Source organism: Serratia sp. GW822-FHT06D09 (genome assembly GCF_058799515.1).
This window is the reverse complement of sequence record NZ_JBXALO010000008.1, coordinates 211208-232111: the sequence shown is the minus strand read 5'-3', so window position 1 is coordinate 232111 and position 20904 is coordinate 211208. Positions and strand designations below refer to the sequence as shown.

The window sequence follows — 20904 nt, the reverse complement described above, 5'->3', positions numbered from 1 at the left end:
GGCGAAGACGGCCCGACGCACCAGCCGGTTGAGCAGATTGCCAGCCTGCGCGTGACCCCGAACATGAGCACCTGGCGCCCGTGTGACCAGGTGGAATCGGCGATTGCCTGGCAGTACGGCATCGAGCGCAATGACGGCCCGACCACGCTGATTTTCTCGCGTCAGAACCTGACCCAGCAGCCGCGTACCGCGGAGCAGCTGGCCAACGTTTACCGCGGCGGCTACGTGCTGAAGGACTGTGCCGGTACGCCGGACGTCATCCTGATTGCCACCGGTTCGGAAGTGGGCATCACCGTGGAAGCGGCAGACAAGCTGAGCGCGGCGGGCACCAAGGTGCGCGTGGTCTCGATGCCGTCTACCGACGCCTTCGACAAGCAGGATGCGGCTTACCGTGAATCCGTGCTGCCGGCGGCGGTCACTGCCCGCGTGGCGGTGGAAGCGGGTATCGCGGACTACTGGTACAAGTACGTGGGCCTGAACGGCGCTATCGTGGGCATGACCACCTTTGGTGAGTCGGCACCGGCAGAGCAGCTGTTCAAAGAGTTCGGCTTCACCGTGGATAACGTGGTGGCCAAGGCGCAGGCACTGCTGAAATAAGGCATCTCGCGTCGCATTACCCTAGGTCCGGCACCTTGCCGGGCTTAGTCTAATGACAAACAGCCAAAAAACGTTGTTTTCGGCTGTTTGGGGTAAGTCTGAAGACATAATCCTTTGTTTTTATTCGTCCCAAGATCGGAATTTTTAACTGCAAAGGACTTTGTCATCAATCTGAGCCCGGCATCTTGCCGGGCTTTTTCTTGCCCAAAAATCGCCCAACCTCACAAAATACGAAGATAAAAAATCAACGGCGTTGCTTAAGAACACTTATTAACTATATGTTAATTTTTAGTTTATTAAATGTAACCAGGAGTTGATTATGTTAACAAGAATCGGCGCGTCGGTGGTGGCGATGGCGGTACTGGGTGCAGTGCCTGCTTACGCTGAGTTCCCTGCAGGCTATCCAGCCGACTATCAGAAAATAGTGGATGGCGCGAAGAAAGAGGGCAAGGTAGTGGTGTATTCCACCACGGATACCAAAGCCGCAGGACCGTTGATTCAGGGGTTCGAAGCGCTGTATCCGGGCGTTAAGGTCGAATACAACGACATGAACAGCACCGAGCTGTATAACCGCTATATCAGCGAACAGGCGGCGGGTGGCACCAGCGGTGACGTGGTGTGGAGTTCGTCGATGGATACCGCGCTGAAGCTGGCAACCGACTATGCACAAGAATACGCCTCGCCGGAACAGGGCCAACTGCCCAAGTGGGCGGTCTGGAAAGAGAGAGCTTACGGCACCACCTATGAGCCGGTGGTCTTCATTTATAACAAACGGCTGATCCCGCAGGGGGATGTGCCGGACTCGCACGCTGCGCTGGCAAAGCTGATCGCCAGTCAAACCGACAAGTTTAAAAAGAAAGTCACGACCTATGACATTGAAAAATCAGGGTTGGGCTTCATGCTGTCGGTGCAGGACTTCAAGGCCGATCCGAACTATTTCGCTACGCTGGCTGACGTTGCCAAAGGCGGTCTGGCCGTGCAGTCGTCCACCGGTACCATGATGGAAAGGGTATCGTCCGGTGAAAACCTGATTGGTTTCAACATTCTGGGCTCCTACGCCGAAGCCCGCGCCAAAACTGACCCTTCTCTGGGCATTGCTTACCCGAAAGATTACACCCTGGTGCTGTCGCGCGTGTCCTTTATCAGCAAAGAGGCTGCCAACAGCAACGCGGCAAAACTTTGGCTTAACTACGTCTTGTCGGAAAAGGGCCAGAGCATTCTCGCCAACCAGGCGGATATTCCCTCTATCCGTAATGACATTGAAGGCAAAAACGACATCGACGGCATGACCAAAATGCTTGGCAACGCGCTGAAGCCTATTCCGGTGGACGAGAGCCTGTTGGAGTACCTGCAGCCAGCCAAACGACTGGACTACATCAAGCAATGGCGTACCGCCGCGGCAAAATAAATTAGGACAGGCTCCGGACGCGCGTCTGCCAGGGAGGCGCGCGCCCTTTGGTGGTCGATGTTTACAACCATTGGGATAGATTATGAATACATGGCGCAGAAAGTGGCAGAGCCTGCCGCGTGGCTTGGTGGTGGTGATAACCGCGCTGGTTATCTATGTGCCGCTGTCATTTATCGTGATTCAAAGTTTTCTCTCCGCACCTTTTTTTTCGCCCTCCAAGGTTTTTAGCCTTGAGGCGTTCGAGTTTATTTTCACCGATCCCGACTTTTACAAGGCGCTGAAAAGTGGCTTTATCCTGGCCTTTGGCTTAGTGGTGATCGCCATTCCGCTGGGAGGTATTCTGGCCTTTTTGATGGTCAGAACCGATTTGCCCGGTCGTCGGTTTATTGAACCGCTGATCCTGGTGCCGATCTTTGTCTCACCGATGGTGCTGGGCTTTGGCTACGTGGTGGCCGCCGGGCCGGTCGGCTTCTTCTCGCTATGGGCGGAATCGCTGCTGGGCTTTGTGCCCTGGAATATCTACTCGATGGCCAGCATTGTGGTCATTGCCGGATTAACCCACGTGCCGCACGCTTATCTTTATATTTCCTCGGCCTTGCGCAGCGTCGGCTCCGACGTGGAGGAGGCCGCTCGTACGGCAGGCGCTTCGCCCTTGCAGGTCATGACGGCCGTCAGCTTGCCGATGGTACGCCCTTCGATTCTGTATGCCGGCGTATTGCTGTTCTTTCTCGGGCTGGAGGTGTTCGGCCTGATGCTGGTGCTGGGCGATCCGGAAGGGAACCTGGTGCTGGCGACCTACCTGTATCAACTGACCAACAAGCTGGGCACGCCGTCTTACCACCTGATGGCGGCAGTGGCGGTGGTGCTGATTTGCATCACCATTCCGCTGGTGATGTTGCAGCGCCGTCTGATGCGTACCGCCAACCGTTTCGTCACCGTCAAGGGCAAGGCGTCGCAGGCGCGGGCGCTGCCGCTGGGCAAATGGCGCTGGGTCGCCGGTGCGGTGGTGGTGTTTTGGCTGACGGTGACCATAGGTGTGCCACTGGTGGGCGTGGTGCTGCGTGCCTTTATTTCCAACTGGGGCGTGGGTGTTTCTATCTGGGACGAGCTGTCGCTCAATACCTTCCGCACCATCTGGCAGCAACCCAACCTGTTGCGAGCCATCGTCAACTCGATGGCGATAGGGGTGATCGGCGGTGCTCTGGCGGTAGTCTGTTATCTGTTCATCGGCATTGCCATGCACCGCAAACCCGACGGTGCTACCCGTTTTCTTGATTACAGCGTGCTGGTACCGCGTGCGGTGCCGGGTTTGCTGGCGGGGCTGGCGTTCCTGTGGGTGTTCCTGTTCCTGCCGATGTGGCTGGACAAGTCGCTGAAAGAGGGCTGGTTATCGGCCCTGCCGGTCGCCGAATGGCTGCGGGAAAACCTGATTGTCTGGCTACGTTCTTTACGCAGCACCATCTTCAGCGTTTGGCTGGCGTATACCGTGGTGTGGATGGCCTACGGCCTGAGGTTGATCTCCTCGACGCTGTTGCAGGTCGGCCCTGAACTGGAAGAGGCGGCGCGCAGTGCCGGTGCCTCCCGTGGGCAGATCACTCGTCATGTGACTATTCCGCTGTCGCGCTATGGCCTGATCGGCTCGTGGTTGCTGATGTTCCTGATTTTCGAGCGAGAGTATTCCACCGGGGTTTACCTGTTGTCTCCAGGCACCGAAACCATAGGTTCGATGCTGGTTTCGCTGTGGGCGGCGGGTGCCATTGATATCGTGGCCGCGCTCTCCTTCATTAACATCCTGCTGGTGGTGCTGGGGCTGGGGATCGCCTTGCGCTTTGGAGTGAAATTACATGATTGAACTTTCGGTAGAGAACCTGCATTTGACCTACGGCGACAACCCGGTGCTGAAAGGCGTTTCGATGCAGCTAAAGCGCGGCGAGGTGGTTTCGCTGCTGGGGCCGTCGGGCAGCGGTAAAACGACGCTGTTGCGGGCGGTCGCCGGGCTGGAGAAGCCAACGCAGGGCAGCATTATCATTGGCAGCAATAAGGTGTATGACGGCACTGCGCGCAGCGAGATCCCGGCGGAGGAGCGCAACCTCGGGCTGGTATTTCAGTCCTATGCCCTGTGGCCGCATAAAACCGTGTTTGAGAACGTCGCCTATCCGCTGAAATTACGCAAAGTTTCCACGGCGGAAATTACCCAGCGGGTGCAAGGGGTGCTGGATCAACTGGGACTGGGGCATCTGGGCAAACGCCATCCGCATCAGCTGTCCGGCGGCCAGCAGCAGCGCGTGGCGATTGGTCGGGCGTTGGTGTACAACCCGCCGGTGATCCTGCTGGATGAGCCGCTATCCAACCTGGATGCCAAGCTGCGCGAAGAGGCGCGGGTGTTCCTGCGTGAACTGATTATCAAGCTGGGGTTGTCGGCGCTGATGGTGACCCACGATCAGAACGAGGCGATGGCCATTTCCGATCGCATTTTGTTGCTCAACAACGGCAAGATCGAACAGCAGGGCACGCCACAGGAAATGTACGGCTCCCCCTCGACCCTGTTTACCGCCGAGTTTATGGGCAGCAATAACCGCCTGTTCGGCAAAATCACCGAGATGAGCGAGGGCAAGGCGCGCATCGAAGGGAAAGATTGGGCGCTGTGGGGCATGGCAGGCGCAGGGGTAAAGGTTGGCGATGAAGCCACGGCGGTGATCCGGGTAGAACGCGTGCGCCTGGGTGAGGATCCCCAGGGCAACCAACTGGAGTTGCCACTGCTGACCAGCATGTACCTGGGCGATCGTTGGGAATACCTGTTCCGCACCGTTGCTGAAGATTTCGTGGTGCGGGCTTATGGCACCGAAGTGCGTGGACAGACGCTTTGCCGGCTGTCCTTGCCGGCAGAGCACCTGTGGATTTTCCCCAAGGCCTAGCTTCAACAATAACCGCGCCTGTGGCGGGCGCGGTTGGTTGAACTACAAATCCAGTACCAGCCGTTGCCCCTTGGCCCTTGAGCAGCATATCAATAGGCTCTGCTGCGCTTCTCGTTCCTCCTCGCTCAGATACTGATCGCGGTGGTCAGCTTCCCCTTCAATAATTCGCGTTTCACAGGTGCCGCAAATACCTTCCCGGCATAGGCATTCCACTTTCGCTGCCTTGCTGTTTTCCAGCACCTGCAGAATGGTCATCTCTGGTGCCACTTCCAGCTCAATCCCTGAGCGAGCCAACACCAGCGTAAAGGCTTTCCCTTGGCTGTCAGTGACGGCAAAGGCCTCGCGGTGCAGACGTGCCTTCTCAATCCCGTGCGCGGAAGCCGCCTGCAATACCGCATCGTTCAACGCCGGTGGGCCACACACGTAAATATGGGTTGCAGGTTCGATGTCTGCCAGCAGGCGTGCCAAATCTAAACGGCTACCCTGGGTGGAAACATGGCAGTGGACATGTTCAGCAAAGGGGGAAGTCAGCAGCTGTGCCTGAAAAGCATTCTGTTCTTCGCTGTGGAAACAATAGTGCAGCCGGTAACGTTGACCGCGCTGGTGCAGTTCATGCAGTTGTGCCATAAACGGCGTAATGCCGATGCCGCCGGCAATCAGCAGGTGTTGTTCCGCCATCGGCGCCAATGCAAACAGATTGTTCGGCGTGCTGATGGTCAGCGTATCGCCTACCTGTAGGTTGTCATGCATAAAATTCGACCCGCCTTTCGAGGGCGACTCGCGCCGTACGGCTATCTGATAGTGCTGCAAGTCGAAAGGGGAACTGAGCAGGGAGTAGGCATTACTGTAGCGCTGTTCCCCCTGTTGCATCTGCACGATGATATGGCTGCCGCCACTGAAGGCCGGCAACGGCCGCTGCATCGGGTCCGCCAGAGTAAAACGCTTTACCTGCGCGGTAATGGTTTCGATTTCGATCACGCGGACATCAAACATCCGATAACTGGACATGTTATTCACTCCAGAGCACGGGCTGCGCCCGCGCATAACAGGTTATACCGCCTGGCACAGATATTTCAGTTCCAGATAATCGTCTATGCCATAGGTGGAGCCTTCACGCCCCAGACCGGACTGTTTGACGCCACCGAACGGTGCCACCTCGTTGGATATCAGGCCAGTGTTGATGCCTACCATGCCGTATTCTAACTGCTCCGAAACCCGCCAGATGCGCGCAGCATCGCGCGTGTAGAAATAGGCCGCCAGCCCATAGATCGTGTCATTTGCGCGTTGCAGCACTTCTGCTTCATCGTCAAAGACCACCAGCGGTGCGACCGGGCCGAAAATCTCTTCTTCCAGCAAGAGTGAGCCGGCTTGAACGTCCCCCAGTACCGTCGGCGTGAAGAAATTGCCGCCCAGCGGGTGCGGATGACCGCCGGTGAGTAGGATGGCCCCTTTGTTTTGTGCATCGTTCAGCAGTTCCATGACCTTGTCTCGTGCTTTACGGTTGATTAACGGACCTATTTGCACATCGTGATCGAAGCCGTTACCCACTTTCAGCGCCGCTACCCGAGCGACAAATTTTTCTGTGAACTGCGGGTAAACGTCACGGTGGATATAGAAACGGTTAGCGCAAACACAGGTTTGCCCCGCGTTACGGTATTTGGCGACTAATGCACCCTCAACGGCAGCGTCGATATCCGCATCCTTGAACACGATAAAGGGCGCATTGCCACCCAGTTCCAGAGAGACCTTTTTGATGGTGTCGGCGCTTTGGCGCATCAACACGCGGCCAACCGGGGTGGAACCGGTAAAGCTCAGCTTACGGACCAGCGGATTGCTGGTCAGCTCGGCACCGATGATCTGTGAATTGCCGGTGATCACGTTGAAAACCCCAGCGGGAATGCCCGCACGGTTAGCCAGCTCCGCCATTGCCAGCGCCGAATAAGGCGTTTCATTGGCGGGCTTAACGATCAGCGTGCAGCCGGCCGCCAGTGCCGGTGCCGCTTTTCGGGTGATCATCGCCGCTGGGAAGTTCCACGGCGTAATGGCGGCACAAACGCCGATGCCTTGTTTGATCACCATCAGGCGCTTGTCAGCACTGGGTGAAGGAATGATATCGCCGTTGGTGCGCTTTGCCTGTTCGGCGAACCACTCGACAAACGAAGCGGCATAGCGGATTTCGCCCAACGATTCTGCCAGCGGTTTACCTTGTTCCTGCGTCATTAGCGACGCCAGATCCTGCTGGTGCTCCAGCATCAATTCGAACCAGCGGCGCAGATGCAGTGCCCGTTGTTGGGCTGGCAGACTACGCCAGCCTGCCAGCGCTTGCTGTGCGCAGGCTATGGCGTGTTGTGCTTCGGGTTGTGCCATGTTCGGCACCTGGCCTATAAGTTGGCCGGTCGCCGGATCGCTGACCGGCAAGGTTTCGTGATTGGATGCATCGCACCATTGGCCGTTAATAAACGCCTGCTGGCGGAACAGTAATTGATCGGAAATATTCACCGGATGACCTCATGGGTTAACGGGGCCGAGGGGCCCCTGTACATTTAAGGTTGGAAGACCTGCGCCAGCAGGTTGTGGAAGTGCGCGATACCATGTTCGCTAACGCCGCTGCCCGCACCGTCAACCATGATGCGTCCTTGCCCGCGATAGCCACGTGACTTCAGCCCTTTCTGCACACTTTCCACCAGCCGCAGATCCTCTGGGCGAAACACGTCGCGATACCATTCGATCAACTTCTGTTGTTCGGCGGTCAGCTCCTCGTTGGTGAAATAAATGTCATAGTGTTGCAGGGTGGTTTCCGCATCGACCGGGAACTCATAAATCACCGTCATCATGCCTTCCAGCGGCGGGATGTTGAACATGGTGCATGGCCATAGCCAGATGCCGTGGAAGCTGGCGTCTTTGCCTTCCTCGAATTTGAATGACTGCTCGGAAGGGCGCGCATAGCCAAACTGCATCGTCCAGTTGCCGTGCAGGGTGTGCCAGTAGCGATCGACCTGCACCGAATCGGCGAAACCGGGGTGCGCCGGGGCACAGTGATAGCACTCGAGATAGTTGTCGACGATGTTCTTCCAGTTGGCCGGGGTGAGGGTGGTGAAACGTGCTGCCAGCTTCAGGTCGTCTACCGCCGGGCAGGCCTCGCGCACCTTGGCCGCCAGGCCGGGCAGTTGATCTTCTACGCTGCCGGCCTGCGGGTTCATATTGATAAAAATAAATCCGCCGTATTCCTCTACCCGTACCGGCGTCAGATGGGCGATGTCTTTATTGAAGTTATGCACGTTCTCGCAGTTGCGCGCATGGGCCAGTTCGCCGTCGAGCTTGAACGCCCAGGCGTGGTACGGGCAGGTAATGACGTTTTTGGCCTTGCCGTCGCCGGACAACAATTGGTGCCCACGGTGTGGGCAAACGTTGTAAAAGGCGCGCAACACCTTGTCGCGACCGCGTACCACCAGGATATTTTCGCCGATGATCTCGCGGGTGATGTATTCATTCGGCTGCGCCACTTCACTGCCGTGCGCCACGCAGATCCAGCTGTTGGCGAACACCCGTTCTTTTTCATGATCGAATGCGGCCGGGTGAGTATAAAACTGAGCCGGAATGGTATACGCCTCGCGGGCATCGGCGCAGAAGTCTTTGGGTAACGTCAATGCGGGGATTACTGTGCTCATAATAACCTTCCTCTTCTTTATTTTTATTCCACGGGAGTGTTTCAGACGACGGTTGTGTTGTTTAACGGGTTAACGGCCGGAGGTTCTGACGGTGTGCTCAACGTCGGCCGGCTGACGTCGATCAGGTGTGCCGGTATCGCGGCGTAGTCCTGTTTCAGCCAGCGGGCGAACCCGTAAGTTTTGACCAATAGCACCAACAGAAACGGTAAGGCGGTTAGGACAACGGTGGTTTTCATGGTGTCGAGCGAGGCACCGGTGAACAGAATCGACAGCGGGATCAGCGTGATCACCACACACCAGAACAGGCGCAGCATCGGGCTGGGATCCTGCCCCTCTTGCAGATTCCGGGTGCTGGTGGCCGCCATGGTGTAAGCGACGGCATCCATATGCGACGCCAGAAAAATAATCATGATAAACAGGTAGCCCGCCAGGAACAGTTTGCCGAGTGGTAGCGACATCAGCAGCATTTGCACCGCCGTTTCTCCGCCCTGAACGTTGAGGATCTCCGGTACGTTCAACTGCCCGCTGATGAATTGATGCATGGCGAAGCTTTCCAGCGAACCGAAGAAGAACCAGCAACCGAGGGTGCTGCCGAGCAGCAGGGCCCAAATCACCTCTTTGATCTTGCGCCCGCGAGAAACCCGGGTCACAAACATGGCCACGCCAGGCGTATAGGAAATCCACCACAGCCAGTAGAACACTGTCCAACTGCGGCTAAAGCTGCCGTCTCCCATGGGGTCGGTAAACAGGCTCATCTGCAGGAAATTCTGCGCCGTCAGACCGATAGCGTTAACGGTGTTATTAATGGTGAATTCGGTCGGGCCGACCAACAGTACCAGTGCGGCGAAGATAAACGCCCCCCAGCCGACCATTTTGCTCAGCCGCTGCATGCCGCCGTCGATACCAATGTACGAGCTGAGGCAGAAAATTACTGCGGCCAATAGGATCACTGTGGCCTGTAATGCGAAGGTGTCTGGAATACCGGTTAATGCCGTCAGCCCGCGGGTGAAGGTGGAGGCGGTTAACACCAGTGAAATAGTCAATGCACCCACGGTAGCAACCAGGAAAATAAGATCTACCGCTCGCCCTATAGGGCCGTCGGCGCGTGCACCTGTGATGGCCGAGATAATGCCGGACAGGCTCAAGCCTTTATTTTTACGGACATGAAAGTGATAGGCCATGATCAGTGAGGCCAAGGCATAGGTTGCCCAGGCACTCAGCCCCCAGTGGAAGAACGAGTAGCTGATGCTGTATTCCAATGCTTTTGGCGTGCGTGGTGCGATATTCAGCCCGGGCGTTTGATAGTAATAGGCCCATTCCATTACGCCCCAGTACAGGGTTGAGGAACCCAGCCCAGCGCAGATGAACATAAACACCCAGGCTAGAGTGGAGTACTGCGGCTTGCCTTCACCAAGGCGGATATTGCCATATTTGCTTAAGGCCAGATAAAGCACCACCAGCAGTGCCATCAGTACCAGCACCTGAATGGTCGAACCGAACAGGCGGGTGACCGCGTTAAAAATGGTGGTGGCTACCAGTGCGGATTGTGTTGGAAATAGCATCAGGCAGATAGCGATCAGCGTGATGCTGCACAGACTGATCGCGATGAGCATGACATCCTTTTTAGGCGTGCTCTGCATGGGAGTGAACTCCTGTTATTTGTGGTTGGCCGTTGCGTGCAATCAGCACGCTTATCGGCCTTATTGATTGGCGTTAAGCCGTTTGTTAGACCACGTAGGGCAGGTATCTCGACACGCTAGATGTCATGAGTTTTTACCCTTCATTAACATTTGAGAGTGTGCACAAATTACCCAACTGCCACAATTGAGGTATCTGTGAAGGGATAAAACACGGTATGTAAATAATTTGTTGTGATCTTGACCGGAGAATTAGTGTGGGTTTTCGGGGGTTTTTCAGCGAATTACGATGAGAATTTATGGAGGAATACAAAATTAGCACGTGACTATGCAGAGCGATATATATCGCTCTGCATGGTCATTTATGGTGTGAATGTTTAGGTTAAAGCAGGGCGGCGATCGCCTGACCGACCTGCTGGGTGGTGGCATCGCCGTGCATGTCCGGGGTACGTGGTCCGCAGGCGATAACCTGTTCGATGGCGGCGAGAATACCGTCGTGCGCCTGGCGATAGCGTGGTTCATCCTTACCGAGGAAGTCCAGCATCATGGCACCGGCCCAGATCATGGCGACAGGGTTGGCGATGTTTTTGCCGAAAATATCCGGTGCGGAACCGTGCACCGGCTCGAACAGTGAAGGGAAATTGCGCTCGGGGTTAAGGTTGGCCGAAGGCGCGATACCGATAGTGCCGGCGCAGGCCGGGCCAAGATCGGACAGGATGTCGCCGAACAGGTTGGAGGCCACCACCACGTCGAAACGTTCGGGTTGCAGCACGAAGCGCGCGCAAAGAATATCGATATGCTGTTTGTCCCAGCGAATGTCCGGATACTGCTGCGCCATGGCGGCTACGCGTTCATCCCAATACGGCATGCTGATCGCCATTCCGTTGGATTTTGTGGCGGCGGTGAGCGTCTTGCGCGGGCGTTGTTGCGCCAGTTCAAAGGCGTATTTCAAAATGCGGTCGACGCCGTGGCGGGTGAACACCGACTCCTGGATCACCATTTCGCGTTCTGTGCCTTCAAACATTCGGCCGCCGAGCGACGAGTACTCCCCTTCGGTATTTTCACGCACCACGTAAAAATCGATATCCCCCGGGTTCTTATTTGCCAGCGGGCAGGGCACGCCGGGGAACAAGCGCACCGGACGCAGGTTGACGTACTGATCGAAATCGCGACGGAATTTTAGCAATGAGCCCCACAGCGAGATATGGTCCGGCACCTTGTCCGGCCAGCCGACGGCACCAAAATAGACGGCGTCAAAGCCTTGTAGTTGCTCGAACCAATCGTCCGGCATCATCTGGCCGTGCTGCAGGTAATAATCGCAGCTGGCCCATTCGAAGGTTTCAAACTCCAGGGACAAATCCCAACGCGCGGCAGCAGCTTGCAACACCCGAATGCCTTCCTGCATCACTTCCTGGCCAATACCGTCTCCCGGTATGGCGGCGATTTTATAGCTTTTGCTCATAGGATCTCACTTGTGAAGAGGGGCGATTGACATCCCTTCCATCCTATAATTGACTAACTGTTAATCAATGCTGGAAACGGTGAAACATAAAACACGAATCATGAATAATCTACCTATCCTGAGTGACCTGCGGGTGTTTGTGTTGGTGGCGCGCCGCGCCGGTTTTGCCGCCGCCGCCGACGAGCTGGGCGTTTCACCGGCATTCATCAGCAAACGTATTGCGCTGTTGGAAAAGGCGCTGGACGTGTCGTTGCTGCACCGCACTACGCGCCGGGTGGCGATCACCGAAGATGGCGAGCGCATTTACGAGTGGGCACAACGCATTCTGAACGACGTCGATCAAATGATGGATGAGCTTTCCGACGCCCGTCAGGCACCGCAAGGTACGTTGCGTATTGTCAGCAGTTTCGGCTTCGGTCGGCGTTTTGTCGGCCCTGCACTGTCGGCGCTGGCGCTGGAATACCCGGCGCTTGAACTGCGGCTGGACGTTTCCGATCGGCTGGTGGATTTGGTCAGCGAAGGTTTTGACCTGGATATCCGCATCGGTGATGACATTGCCCCCAATCTGATTGCCCGCAAGCTGGCGCAGAACCAACGCATTTTGTGCGCGTCTCCGCAATACCTGCAGCGTTACGGCACACCGAAAACCTTGAGCGAGCTTTCCGGACGCGCATGTCTGGCAATTAAAGAGCGTGACCATCCTTTTGGGCTGTGGCGACTGCAGGGGCCGCAAGGGGAGGAGGCGGTGAAGGTGACCGGCGGGCTGTCATCCAACAACGGTGAAATTGTGCATCAATGGTGCCTGGACGGACAGGGCGTTGCGCTACGCTCTTTCTGGGACGTACGAGAGAGTATTGAAAATGGCTGGCTGGTGCATATCCTGCCGGACTACTACCAGCCGGCAGATATTTGGGCGGTGTACGTTTCACGCCTGGCGACCTCGGCCAAGGTCAGGGTTACCGTCGAATTTTTGCGCGATTATTTCCGCCAACACTATGGCGAAGCCTCGTTGTTGTCGGAATACCTGGCGCGTCGCTAGGGCAAGGAGGAGGCAAAAGTGTGCGCCAGATCATTTTATTCCCGCAAAGTGTCGATCAGTTGTCAGGCGAGCTGTCGCATCTGTTCCTTTTGGCAAAACTTTGGTTTATGCTCAGCTGAAGCGTTTCAGTTGCATCAGGATTCAACTGAAACGCCGGAGTGAAGGTGATGAACACGCGGCTGATGGAAGGAATAATGCGACGTGGCGATTCACAGCAGGCGGTGCGCTAAAGTACTCTATGCGAGTGAGCTTGATAACCTATCAGCGCTCTCTCAGATAGGGTGAGCATGCCCGGTGTGAGAAGGCCCTTTTTCAGGAGCAGCATGACAATCCGCATAGCGATAAACGGCTTTGGCCGCATAGGCCGCAGCGTTTTACGCGCACTGTATGAGTCGGGACGAAGAGCGGAAATTTCCGTGGTGGCGATCAACGAATTGGCGAACGCCGAGGGGATGGCCCACCTGCTGAAATACGACTCCAGCCATGGCCGTTTTGCCTGGGATGTTCGCCAGGAATGCGACATGTTGACCGTCGGGGACGATACCATTCGTTTGCTGCATCAGCCGGCGGTGGAACAGCTTCCCTGGGGCGAGCTGGGCGTTGACGTGGTGCTGGACTGCAGCGGCGTGTACGGCAGTCGGGCGGATGGCGAGGCCCATCTGGCGGCGGGGGCGAAAAAAGTGTTGTTCGCTCACCCCGGCGGCAACGATCTGGACGCCACCATCGTGTTTGGCGTCAACCATCAGACGCTGCTGGCGGAACACCGCATCGTGTCCAATGCGTCATGCACCACCAACTGCATTATTCCGGTGATCAAACTGCTGGACGATGCCTACAGCATCGAGTCGGGCACGGTGACCACCATTCACTCCTCAATGAACGATCAGCCAGTGATAGACGCCTATCACCAGGATTTGCGGCGCACCCGCGCGGCGAGCCAGTCGATTATTCCGGTCGACACCAAGCTGGCCGCCGGTATTACCCGCGTTTTTCCGCAGTTTTGCGATCGTTTTGAAGCGATTTCCGTACGTGTACCGACCATCAACGTGACGGCCATCGATCTCAGCGTCAGCGTCAGTTCGGCGGTGAAAGTGGCAGAGGTCAACCAGCTGTTGCAAATGGCCGCACGGGGATCTTTTCGTGGTATAGTTGACTATACGGAACTACCATTAGTCTCGATCGATTTTAACCATGACCCGCACAGCGCTATCGTCGACGGTACGCAGACTCGGGTCAGCGGACAACACCTGATCAAGACCTTGGTCTGGTGTGATAATGAATGGGGCTTTGCCAACCGGATGTTGGATACAACACGGGCAATGGCCGCAAGCGGTTTCTAGTACGGCGGCATCGGCACTGGCCGGTGCGCCGCTCAGGCAACTTTATAGAGAATCAACCAAGAGGGTTCACCATGTCTGTAATTAACATGTCCGATCTGGATCTGGCAGGTAAACGCGTTCTGATCCGCTCCGATCTGAACGTTCCAGTGAAAGACGGTAAAGTGACTTCCGATGCACGTATCCGTGCCTCCCTGCCGACTATTGAAGCTGCGCTGAAACAAGGCGCCCGCGTGATGGTAACTTCCCACCTGGGTCGTCCTACCGAAGGCGAGTACAACGAAGAATTCTCCCTGCTGCCTGTTGTCAACTATCTGAAAGAACACCTGAAAAACCCGGTACGTCTGGCTAAAGACTACCTGGATGGCGTTGATGTTGCAGAAGGCGAGCTGGTCGTGCTGGAAAACGTCCGTTTCAACAAGGGCGAGAAAAAAGACGACGAAACCCTGTCCAAGAAATATGCGGCACTGTGTGACGTGTATGTGATGGACGCCTTCGGCACCGCACACCGTGCACAGGCTTCCACCCATGGTGTGGGCAAGTTCGCGCCTGTTGCCTGTGCCGGCCCGCTGCTGTCTGCAGAGCTGGAAGCGCTGGGTAAAGCGCTGGGCAACCCAGCCCGTCCGATGGTTGCCATCGTGGGTGGTTCTAAAGTTTCCACCAAACTGACCGTACTGGATTCCCTGTCCAAAATCGCCGATCAGCTGATCGTCGGTGGCGGCATCGCCAACACCTTCGTGGCGGCGCAGGGCAACAACGTGGGCCAGTCTCTGTACGAACCTGATCTGATCGACAACGCCAAGAAACTGCTGGAAACCTGCGACATTCCGGTTCCGACCGACGTGCGCGTGGCGACCGAGTTCTCTGAAACTGCGGTTGCAACCGTGAAGCAGGCGAACGAAATTCAGGACAACGAGCAAATTCTGGATATGGGCGACGTCTCAGCCGAGCGTCTGGCCGTTATCCTGAAGAACGCCAAAACCATTCTGTGGAATGGCCCGGTTGGCGTATTCGAGTTCCCTAACTTCCGTAAGGGCACCGAAATTGTCGCTCGCGCTATCGCAGACAGCGAAGCCTTCTCTATCGCAGGCGGCGGCGACACCCTGGCAGCAATCGACCTGTTCGGCATTGCTGACAAGATTTCCTACATCTCAACCGGCGGCGGCGCCTTCCTGGAATTCGTGGAAGGTAAAGCGTTACCGGCGGTCGTGATGCTGGAAGAGCGCGCTAAGCAGTAATTCAGACAACGGGAGGCGAAAGCCGCCCGTTTGTTTTATACCGCGCGGCATAATGCGGCGCGGCATGAAAAATCGATTTACATCCATCTACGGCCGACGAAACAGGACAAAGTAACATGTCTAAAATTTTTGATTTCGTAAAACCGGGTGTCATCACTGGTGATGACGTTCAGAAAGTATTCGCAGTAGCTAAAGAGAACAACTTTGCTCTGCCAGCAGTGAACTGCGTAGGTACCGACTCCATCAACGCCGTGCTGGAAACAGCAGCGAAGGTGCGTGCTCCGGTAATCGTACAGTTCTCTAACGGCGGTGCCGCGTTCATCGCCGGTAAAGGCGTGAAGACTGACGTTCCTCAGGGTGCAGCAATTCTGGGCGCTATCTCTGGTGCACATCATGTTCACCAGATGGCTGAGCATTACGGCGTGCCGGTTATTCTGCACACCGACCACTGTGCGAAGAAACTGCTGCCATGGCTGGACGGCCTGCTGGACGCTGGCGAGAAACACTTCGCGGCTACCGGTAAGCCACTGTTCTCTTCTCACATGATCGACCTGTCTGAAGAGTCCCTGGAAGAAAACATCGAAATTTGCAGCAAATACCTGACTCGCATGGCGAAGATCGGTATGACCCTGGAAATCGAACTGGGCTGCACCGGCGGTGAAGAAGATGGCGTGGACAACAGCCATATGGACGCATCCGCTCTGTACACCCAACCGGAAGACGTGGCTTACGCGTACGAAAAACTGAACGCCATCAGCCCACGCTTCACCATCGCAGCGTCCTTCGGTAACGTGCACGGCGTATACAAGCCAGGCAACGTTAAACTGACTCCGACCATCCTGCGTGATTCTCAGGACTACGTGTCCAAGAAATTCAATCTGCCGCACAACAGCCTGAACTTCGTGTTCCACGGCGGTTCCGGTTCTACCGACGCAGAGATCAAAGAATCCGTAGGTTACGGCGTGATCAAAATGAACATCGATACCGACACCCAATGGGCAACCTGGGACGGTATCCTGCAGTACTACAAAGCGAACGAAGCTTACCTGCAGGGCCAGTTGGGCAACCCGAAAGGCGCCGACCAGCCGAACAAGAAATACTACGATCCACGCGTATGGCTGCGTTCAGCCCAGACTTCCATGATTACTCGTCTGGAACAGGCTTTCAAAGATCTGAACGCAGTAGACGTTCTGTAATCTCGGTCAGCTGTTAGCCATATTGAAAGGCTCCCTTCGGGGAGCCTTTTTTGTTGCTAGCCCAACAGACTGGCGCCGACGTTAATCGACAGCCCCAGGATCACCAGATTGAAAACAAAGGAAATCACCGATTGCAGTAGAGCGACTTTGCGCACCTCGGCCGCACCGACGGCCACGTCGGCAGTTTGCGAAGCCACCGCGATGGTAAACGAGAAATAGGCAAAGTCCCAATAGGTCGGTTCTTTGAGCTCGCCGGGAAACAGCAGCGGCAGCGGATCCTGCTGTGCACCCTGACGATAAAACTGATGGGCATAGTGCATGGTAAATGCCGTGGGCAGCAGTAACCAGGACACCACCAGCGTCGCGCCGGTCAGCGCCAGATGCAGCGTCTTCAGAGAATCGCTGACCTGTTTGGCGGTGCTCAGCTCAAACAGAATGGATAAAATGCTCACCAGACAACCGATGCTGACCAGTGCCAGCACCATACTGGCGCTCTCATCCTGTGCCCGTGCCAGTTGGCGGATGTGTTTTGGCGTGCTGATCAGCATCAGTCGCCAGAGAAACAGCAGATAGCACCAGGCCAAAACGTTCCAGCCGAGCATCAGTCGCTGCAGCTCAGAAAGCGTGGCGGGCAGCAGCAGGTAGCACAAGATGCCCGCACCGACGGACAGCAGCAGCCTTGGCCGAACCTGCCAGTAGTGTTTGATTGACGATGGAATGTGCATAACCGATGAAGTTCCTTATCGTTATAAAGGCGATAGCGCTGTGTTCAGCATAGAAGAAGCGTGGCGGCTGTTTCGGCTATTTTTGACGCTTACGGTTGGCATGCGGTGGAAATGTTGGTTAACCTAAGGCGGTGGTTTCCGACTGACGGCTGATGTCAGTTTTTTTGCGAGTTTATCCCCTTAGGGACAAGTTAGGACGACACGAATGAAAGATCTGAATGTAGTAGATGGCATTAATGGTGCCGGTAACTGGCTGGTGCAGAACCAGGACTTATTGATTCAGTACGCGGTGAACATCGTCGCGGCGATCGTTATTTTCATCATCGGTTCGATCATTGCACGCGTAGTCAGCAATGCATTAAGCCGGGTGATGAAGCTGCGCGGTATTGACGCCACGGTTGCCGACTTCCTGTCTGCCATGGCGCGTTACGGCATTCTGGCCTTCACCTTTATCGCCGTGCTGGGGCGCGTTGGCGTTCAGACCACCTCGGTGATCGCCGTGTTGGGTGCCGCAGGTTTGGCCGTCGGCCTGGCGCTGCAGGGCTCACTGTCCAACTTCGCTGCAGGCGTGCTGCTGGTGGCCTTCCGTCCACTGCGTGCCGGTGAATATGTCGATCTGGGCGGCGTAGCCGGTACCGTCGACCAGGTGCAGATTTTCTCCACCACGCTGCGTACCGCAGACAACAAAACCATCGTGGTGCCGAACGGCAAAATCATCGCCGGCAACATCATCAACTATTCTCGCGAGCCAAACCGCCGCGTAGACATCGTGGTTGGCGTGGCTTATAACGCCGATATCGACGTGGTGAAAAAAGTGTTGGGTGATGTGATCGCTGCCGACAAGCGCATCATGCACGCCAAAGGCGTAACCGTACGCTTGAACGAGATGGCGCCATCTTCACTGAACTTTGTCACCCGTTCCTGGACCACCAATGCGGAATACTGGAACGTATACTTCGATCTGATGGAGAACTTCAAGCGCGCGCTGGATGCCAACAATATCGGCATTCCGTTCCCGCAGATGGATGTTCATCTGTACCGCAACGATGCGACCACAGCGAAAGCAGAATAAGTGAGAAGGGGCCACGGCCCCTTTTTTACTGCAGGCCGAGGCGAGATCCCAGGGATGTCGCCTCGGCTTTTTTGTTGGATCAGTGTGGCAAAGCGGACGCTGACGTGGGTACGCGGCGGTGCGAGCTGAGCCGGTAGAGCAGGAATATGGCGGCAGAACCCACCAACACCGGCATCGCCAGCCAGATAAAGAACACCTCAGACGAACCCGCAGTGACAATCATCCAGGCACCGAGCATGGATCCCACGATTGAACCGAAGCGCCCGCTCGCCATCGCCCAGCTGACCCCCGTGACGCGGGCCGCGGTGGGATAGATCGTGGCGGACACCAGGTTCAGGCCGTTCTGTGCACCAGCCACGCCGAAACCGATCAGGAACACCGTAGTCGCCAGCGTGTAGACATCCCCCATCAGGTAACCGGTGGCGCCGACAACCAGCGCTGCACCCAGGTAGGACAGAGCCAATACCCGGTAGGGGCCGACGCGGTCCATCAGCAGCGCCATAAGGATAGCTCCGAGCGTCCCGCCCAGTGGCACCATTGCCCCAATGCGCGACGCGTGAACGATATCGTAACCGGCATCTTTGAGAATGCTCGGCAGCCAACTGGTGAGCTGGTAAAACACGAACAGCGAACAGAAGAACGCCACCCACAGCAACAGGGTGCGCACCGCACGGCCTTCGATAAACAGGTGCGATATCGGCGAGCTGGCCTGTACTGGACGTTCGTCATCGACAATCGTTACGCCTGCCCAGTTTTTGCCGGTGATACGCTCGACCACCTGGCGCAGGCGATCGGCATGTTTTGAGCTGGCAGTCATAAAGCGTACTGATTCGGGCATTTGCCAGGCCAGCAGCGGCAGCAACAGCAGCGGGGCAATGCCGCCGAACATCAACAGGCCACGCCAACCGAACGCAGGGATAATTTGCCCGGCGAGCAGGCCACCCAGCGCCAAACCGGCGGTAAAGCCGCTCCAACTCAGTGTGACCATGATCATACGGCGACGCGCCGGCGAGTACTCCGAACTGAGGGTGATGCAGGTGGGCATCGCACCGCCTAAACCGATACCGGTGATTAAACGCAGCAGGGTCAACGACTCGATTGAGCTGGTATAGGCCGAGGCCAGAGTGCCTCCGCCAAAGATCAGTATGGAGGCGAGCAGCACGCGCTTGCGCCCTATGGCATCGGCAACCGGGCCGAAGATCAGGCTGCCGAGCAGCAGGCCGAACAATCCCGCGCCAAACGTCGGCGATAGCTGGGCAGGCAGCAGTTGCCACTCTTCGCGTAACGCCGGGGCGATATAGCCGATGATGGCGGTGTCAAAACCGTCCAGCAGGACGATCAGGAAACACAGGGTAAGGATCAGGATTTGATAGGGCGAGATTTTCGCGTTGTCGATGATCTCGCTGATACGAGCGGTGTTTTGGCTCATGGGGGTTCCACTTTAATTAGGCTTGTGTGGAGCTGGCTGGAGGGCAGAGTAGGCGTCAGGTTCCTTCTGAAACGGGCCTGATCCAAAGCCGCTTTGGCTGGCGTGGTATAGAAATACGAGTATACCTCAGAGAGGAGACGTTGAGAGGGGGCGTGGGGGAGATGATGCGGGTGAGCTTGCAGTGACTGGCAATTACTCTGACACGTAACCAACCCGGCAGCCTCAAATCCTAGCGTCAGCTCAGTGCCAGAAACAGATGTTGCATGTCCCCTAGAACACGATTAAACAGATTGCGGTGCGGCTTATTCTTGCCTCTCATGAAAAATGGCACTAACTGAAAGATGCCAGTCCATCGCCTCATGTATATCTACATCCACACATAGTCATTATGAAAGGATGGATGGAGATGCTGAGAGGTAAAAGAGCTGTGATTACCGGTGGCGGCGCGGGATTTGGGCAAGCGCTGTGCGTGTGGTTGGCGCGAGAAGGCGTCGAGGTGCATTTTTCCGCGAGGCGTGCTGATGATATTCAAAAAACTTGCAGCATCATCACGGCTGAAGGTGGGATTGCAAAAGGGTATATCTGTGATTTAACCCAGCCTGAATCCATTTCTCAGTTTTCTTCACAGCTGTTATTTTCCGACAAGCCCATAGACATTTTAATTCTCAATGCCGCTCAGTGGCTGTCAGGCACGTTAGACGATCAACCCGATACAGAAATCATCAATACCGTCAGTTCAGGCCTGACAGGTTCAATTCTACTGACTCAGGCTTTGCTATCTGGATTAAGACGTTCTGAAAGCGCGGATATCGTCTCAATTATATCTTCATGTGGGATCCCGAATTTTACAGATTCAATTGCGCACCCCGCTTTTTTTGCTAGCAAACACGGGCTTAGCGGCTTTACAACTAAACTTTCTAACCAGTTGTCTGAAGAGAATATACGTGTGACCGGGCTGTATCCCCCGGATTTTGAACTAACCGGATTAGATACATTTGTCGATAGCCAGCCCAGAATGGGGGAACGTCTAATGAATGGGCGCTCGATCTGGGAAACAATTCGTTTTGTGCTGGCTCAACCGCGTAGTTGCCATATCAGTAGCATCTACTTTGAAGGTCCAACTCGCGAAAAACTGAATGTTTGAGGCTGAGTTTGGCGATGTTGAACAGAGCACTCAACGT

17 protein-coding genes are annotated in these 20904 nt (G+C 56.0%); 10 read left to right on the top strand and 7 right to left on the bottom strand.

The window, feature by feature from the left end:
- The 4 genes from AC1RKG_RS19355 to AC1RKG_RS19340 form a co-directional block, all read left to right on the top strand.
- Positions 1–597 (top strand): transketolase-like TK C-terminal-containing protein (locus AC1RKG_RS19355; RefSeq protein WP_493183606.1); only part of this gene is annotated, 597 nt, incomplete at its 5' end.
- 352 nt (positions 598–949) lie between these two features.
- Positions 950–2005, top strand: coding sequence for an ABC transporter substrate-binding protein (locus tag AC1RKG_RS19350; RefSeq protein ID WP_369982361.1), 1056 nt, complete (start codon positions 950–952; stop codon positions 2003–2005).
- 82 nt (positions 2006–2087) lie between these two features.
- A complete protein-coding gene (locus AC1RKG_RS19345) occupies positions 2088–3857 on the top strand; it encodes an ABC transporter permease (protein ID WP_020828532.1) in 1770 nt (589 codons plus the stop codon).
- Positions 3850–4920, top strand: a complete 1071-nt coding sequence (locus AC1RKG_RS19340) for an ABC transporter ATP-binding protein (RefSeq protein ID WP_046372679.1) — start codon at positions 3850–3852, stop codon at positions 4918–4920. The genes AC1RKG_RS19345 and AC1RKG_RS19340 overlap by 8 nt, the downstream gene beginning before the upstream one ends.
- Positions 4921–4962: 42 nt before the next feature.
- Here the strand turns inward: AC1RKG_RS19340 and AC1RKG_RS19335 are convergent, their stop codons facing one another.
- The 5 genes from AC1RKG_RS19335 to AC1RKG_RS19315 form a co-directional block, all read right to left on the bottom strand.
- Positions 4963–5928, bottom strand: coding sequence for a PDR/VanB family oxidoreductase (locus tag AC1RKG_RS19335; RefSeq protein WP_115058065.1), 966 nt, complete (start codon positions 5926–5928; stop codon positions 4963–4965).
- Positions 5929–5970: 42 nt separating this feature from the next.
- Positions 5971–7419 (bottom strand): NAD-dependent succinate-semialdehyde dehydrogenase, encoded by a 1449-nt coding sequence (locus tag AC1RKG_RS19330; RefSeq protein WP_493183605.1) that lies wholly within the window; start codon positions 7417–7419, stop codon positions 5971–5973.
- Positions 7420–7463: 44 nt separating this feature from the next.
- The gene (locus tag AC1RKG_RS19325; RefSeq protein ID WP_020828528.1) at positions 7464–8588 is read right to left on the bottom strand and encodes an aromatic ring-hydroxylating oxygenase subunit alpha; all 1125 of its coding nucleotides are present in this window, start codon (positions 8586–8588) and stop codon (positions 7464–7466) included.
- A gap of 41 nt (positions 8589–8629) precedes the next feature.
- Positions 8630–10228, bottom strand: coding sequence for a BCCT family transporter (locus AC1RKG_RS19320; RefSeq protein WP_493183604.1), 1599 nt, complete (start codon positions 10226–10228; stop codon positions 8630–8632).
- 379 nt (positions 10229–10607) lie between these two features.
- Positions 10608–11687, bottom strand: a complete 1080-nt coding sequence (locus AC1RKG_RS19315; RefSeq protein ID WP_493183603.1) for a tartrate dehydrogenase — start codon at positions 11685–11687, stop codon at positions 10608–10610.
- 79 nt (positions 11688–11766) lie between these two features.
- Here AC1RKG_RS19315 and AC1RKG_RS19310 point away from each other — a divergent pair, with 79 nt between their 5' ends.
- The 4 genes from AC1RKG_RS19310 (at position 11767) to fbaA (ending at position 16497) form a co-directional block, all read left to right on the top strand.
- Positions 11767–12726: a LysR family transcriptional regulator gene (locus AC1RKG_RS19310; RefSeq protein WP_185959367.1), complete on the top strand. Its 960-nt coding sequence runs from the start codon at positions 11767–11769 to the stop codon at positions 12724–12726.
- Positions 12727–13049: 323 nt separating this feature from the next.
- Positions 13050–14066 (top strand): erythrose-4-phosphate dehydrogenase, encoded by a 1017-nt coding sequence (epd, locus tag AC1RKG_RS19305; protein ID WP_020828524.1) that lies wholly within the window; start codon positions 13050–13052, stop codon positions 14064–14066.
- Between the two features lie 71 nt (positions 14067–14137).
- Positions 14138–15301 carry a phosphoglycerate kinase gene (pgk, locus tag AC1RKG_RS19300; protein WP_020828523.1) on the top strand — a complete coding sequence of 388 codons (1164 nt, stop codon included), beginning with the start codon at positions 14138–14140 and terminating at the stop codon, positions 15299–15301.
- Between the two features lie 116 nt (positions 15302–15417).
- On the top strand, positions 15418–16497 hold the full coding sequence (gene fbaA, locus AC1RKG_RS19295) for a class II fructose-bisphosphate aldolase (protein WP_020828522.1): 1080 nt from the start codon (positions 15418–15420) through the stop codon (positions 16495–16497).
- A 56-nt stretch (positions 16498–16553) separates the two neighbouring features.
- On the opposite strand, the gene AC1RKG_RS19290 is transcribed toward fbaA, so the two are convergent.
- Complete coding sequence (locus AC1RKG_RS19290; protein ID WP_044553305.1) at positions 16554–17222, bottom strand: DUF1345 domain-containing protein; 669 nt, start codon at positions 17220–17222, stop codon at positions 16554–16556.
- 205 nt (positions 17223–17427) lie between these two features.
- On the opposite strand from AC1RKG_RS19290, the gene mscS reads away from it, so the two are divergent.
- The gene (mscS, locus tag AC1RKG_RS19285; protein ID WP_493183602.1) at positions 17428–18294 is read left to right on the top strand and encodes a small-conductance mechanosensitive channel MscS; all 867 of its coding nucleotides are present in this window, start codon (positions 17428–17430) and stop codon (positions 18292–18294) included.
- Positions 18295–18373: 79 nt separating this feature from the next.
- On the opposite strand, the gene AC1RKG_RS19280 is transcribed toward mscS, so the two are convergent.
- Positions 18374–19723: an MFS transporter gene (locus AC1RKG_RS19280; RefSeq protein ID WP_493183601.1), complete on the bottom strand. Its 1350-nt coding sequence runs from the start codon at positions 19721–19723 to the stop codon at positions 18374–18376.
- Positions 19724–20129: 406 nt separating this feature from the next.
- On the opposite strand from AC1RKG_RS19280, the gene AC1RKG_RS19275 reads away from it, so the two are divergent.
- Entirely contained in the window at positions 20130–20867 is a 738-nt protein-coding gene (locus AC1RKG_RS19275) for an SDR family oxidoreductase (RefSeq protein ID WP_404760910.1), read from the top strand.
- The last annotated feature ends 37 nt before the right edge of the window (positions 20868–20904 follow it).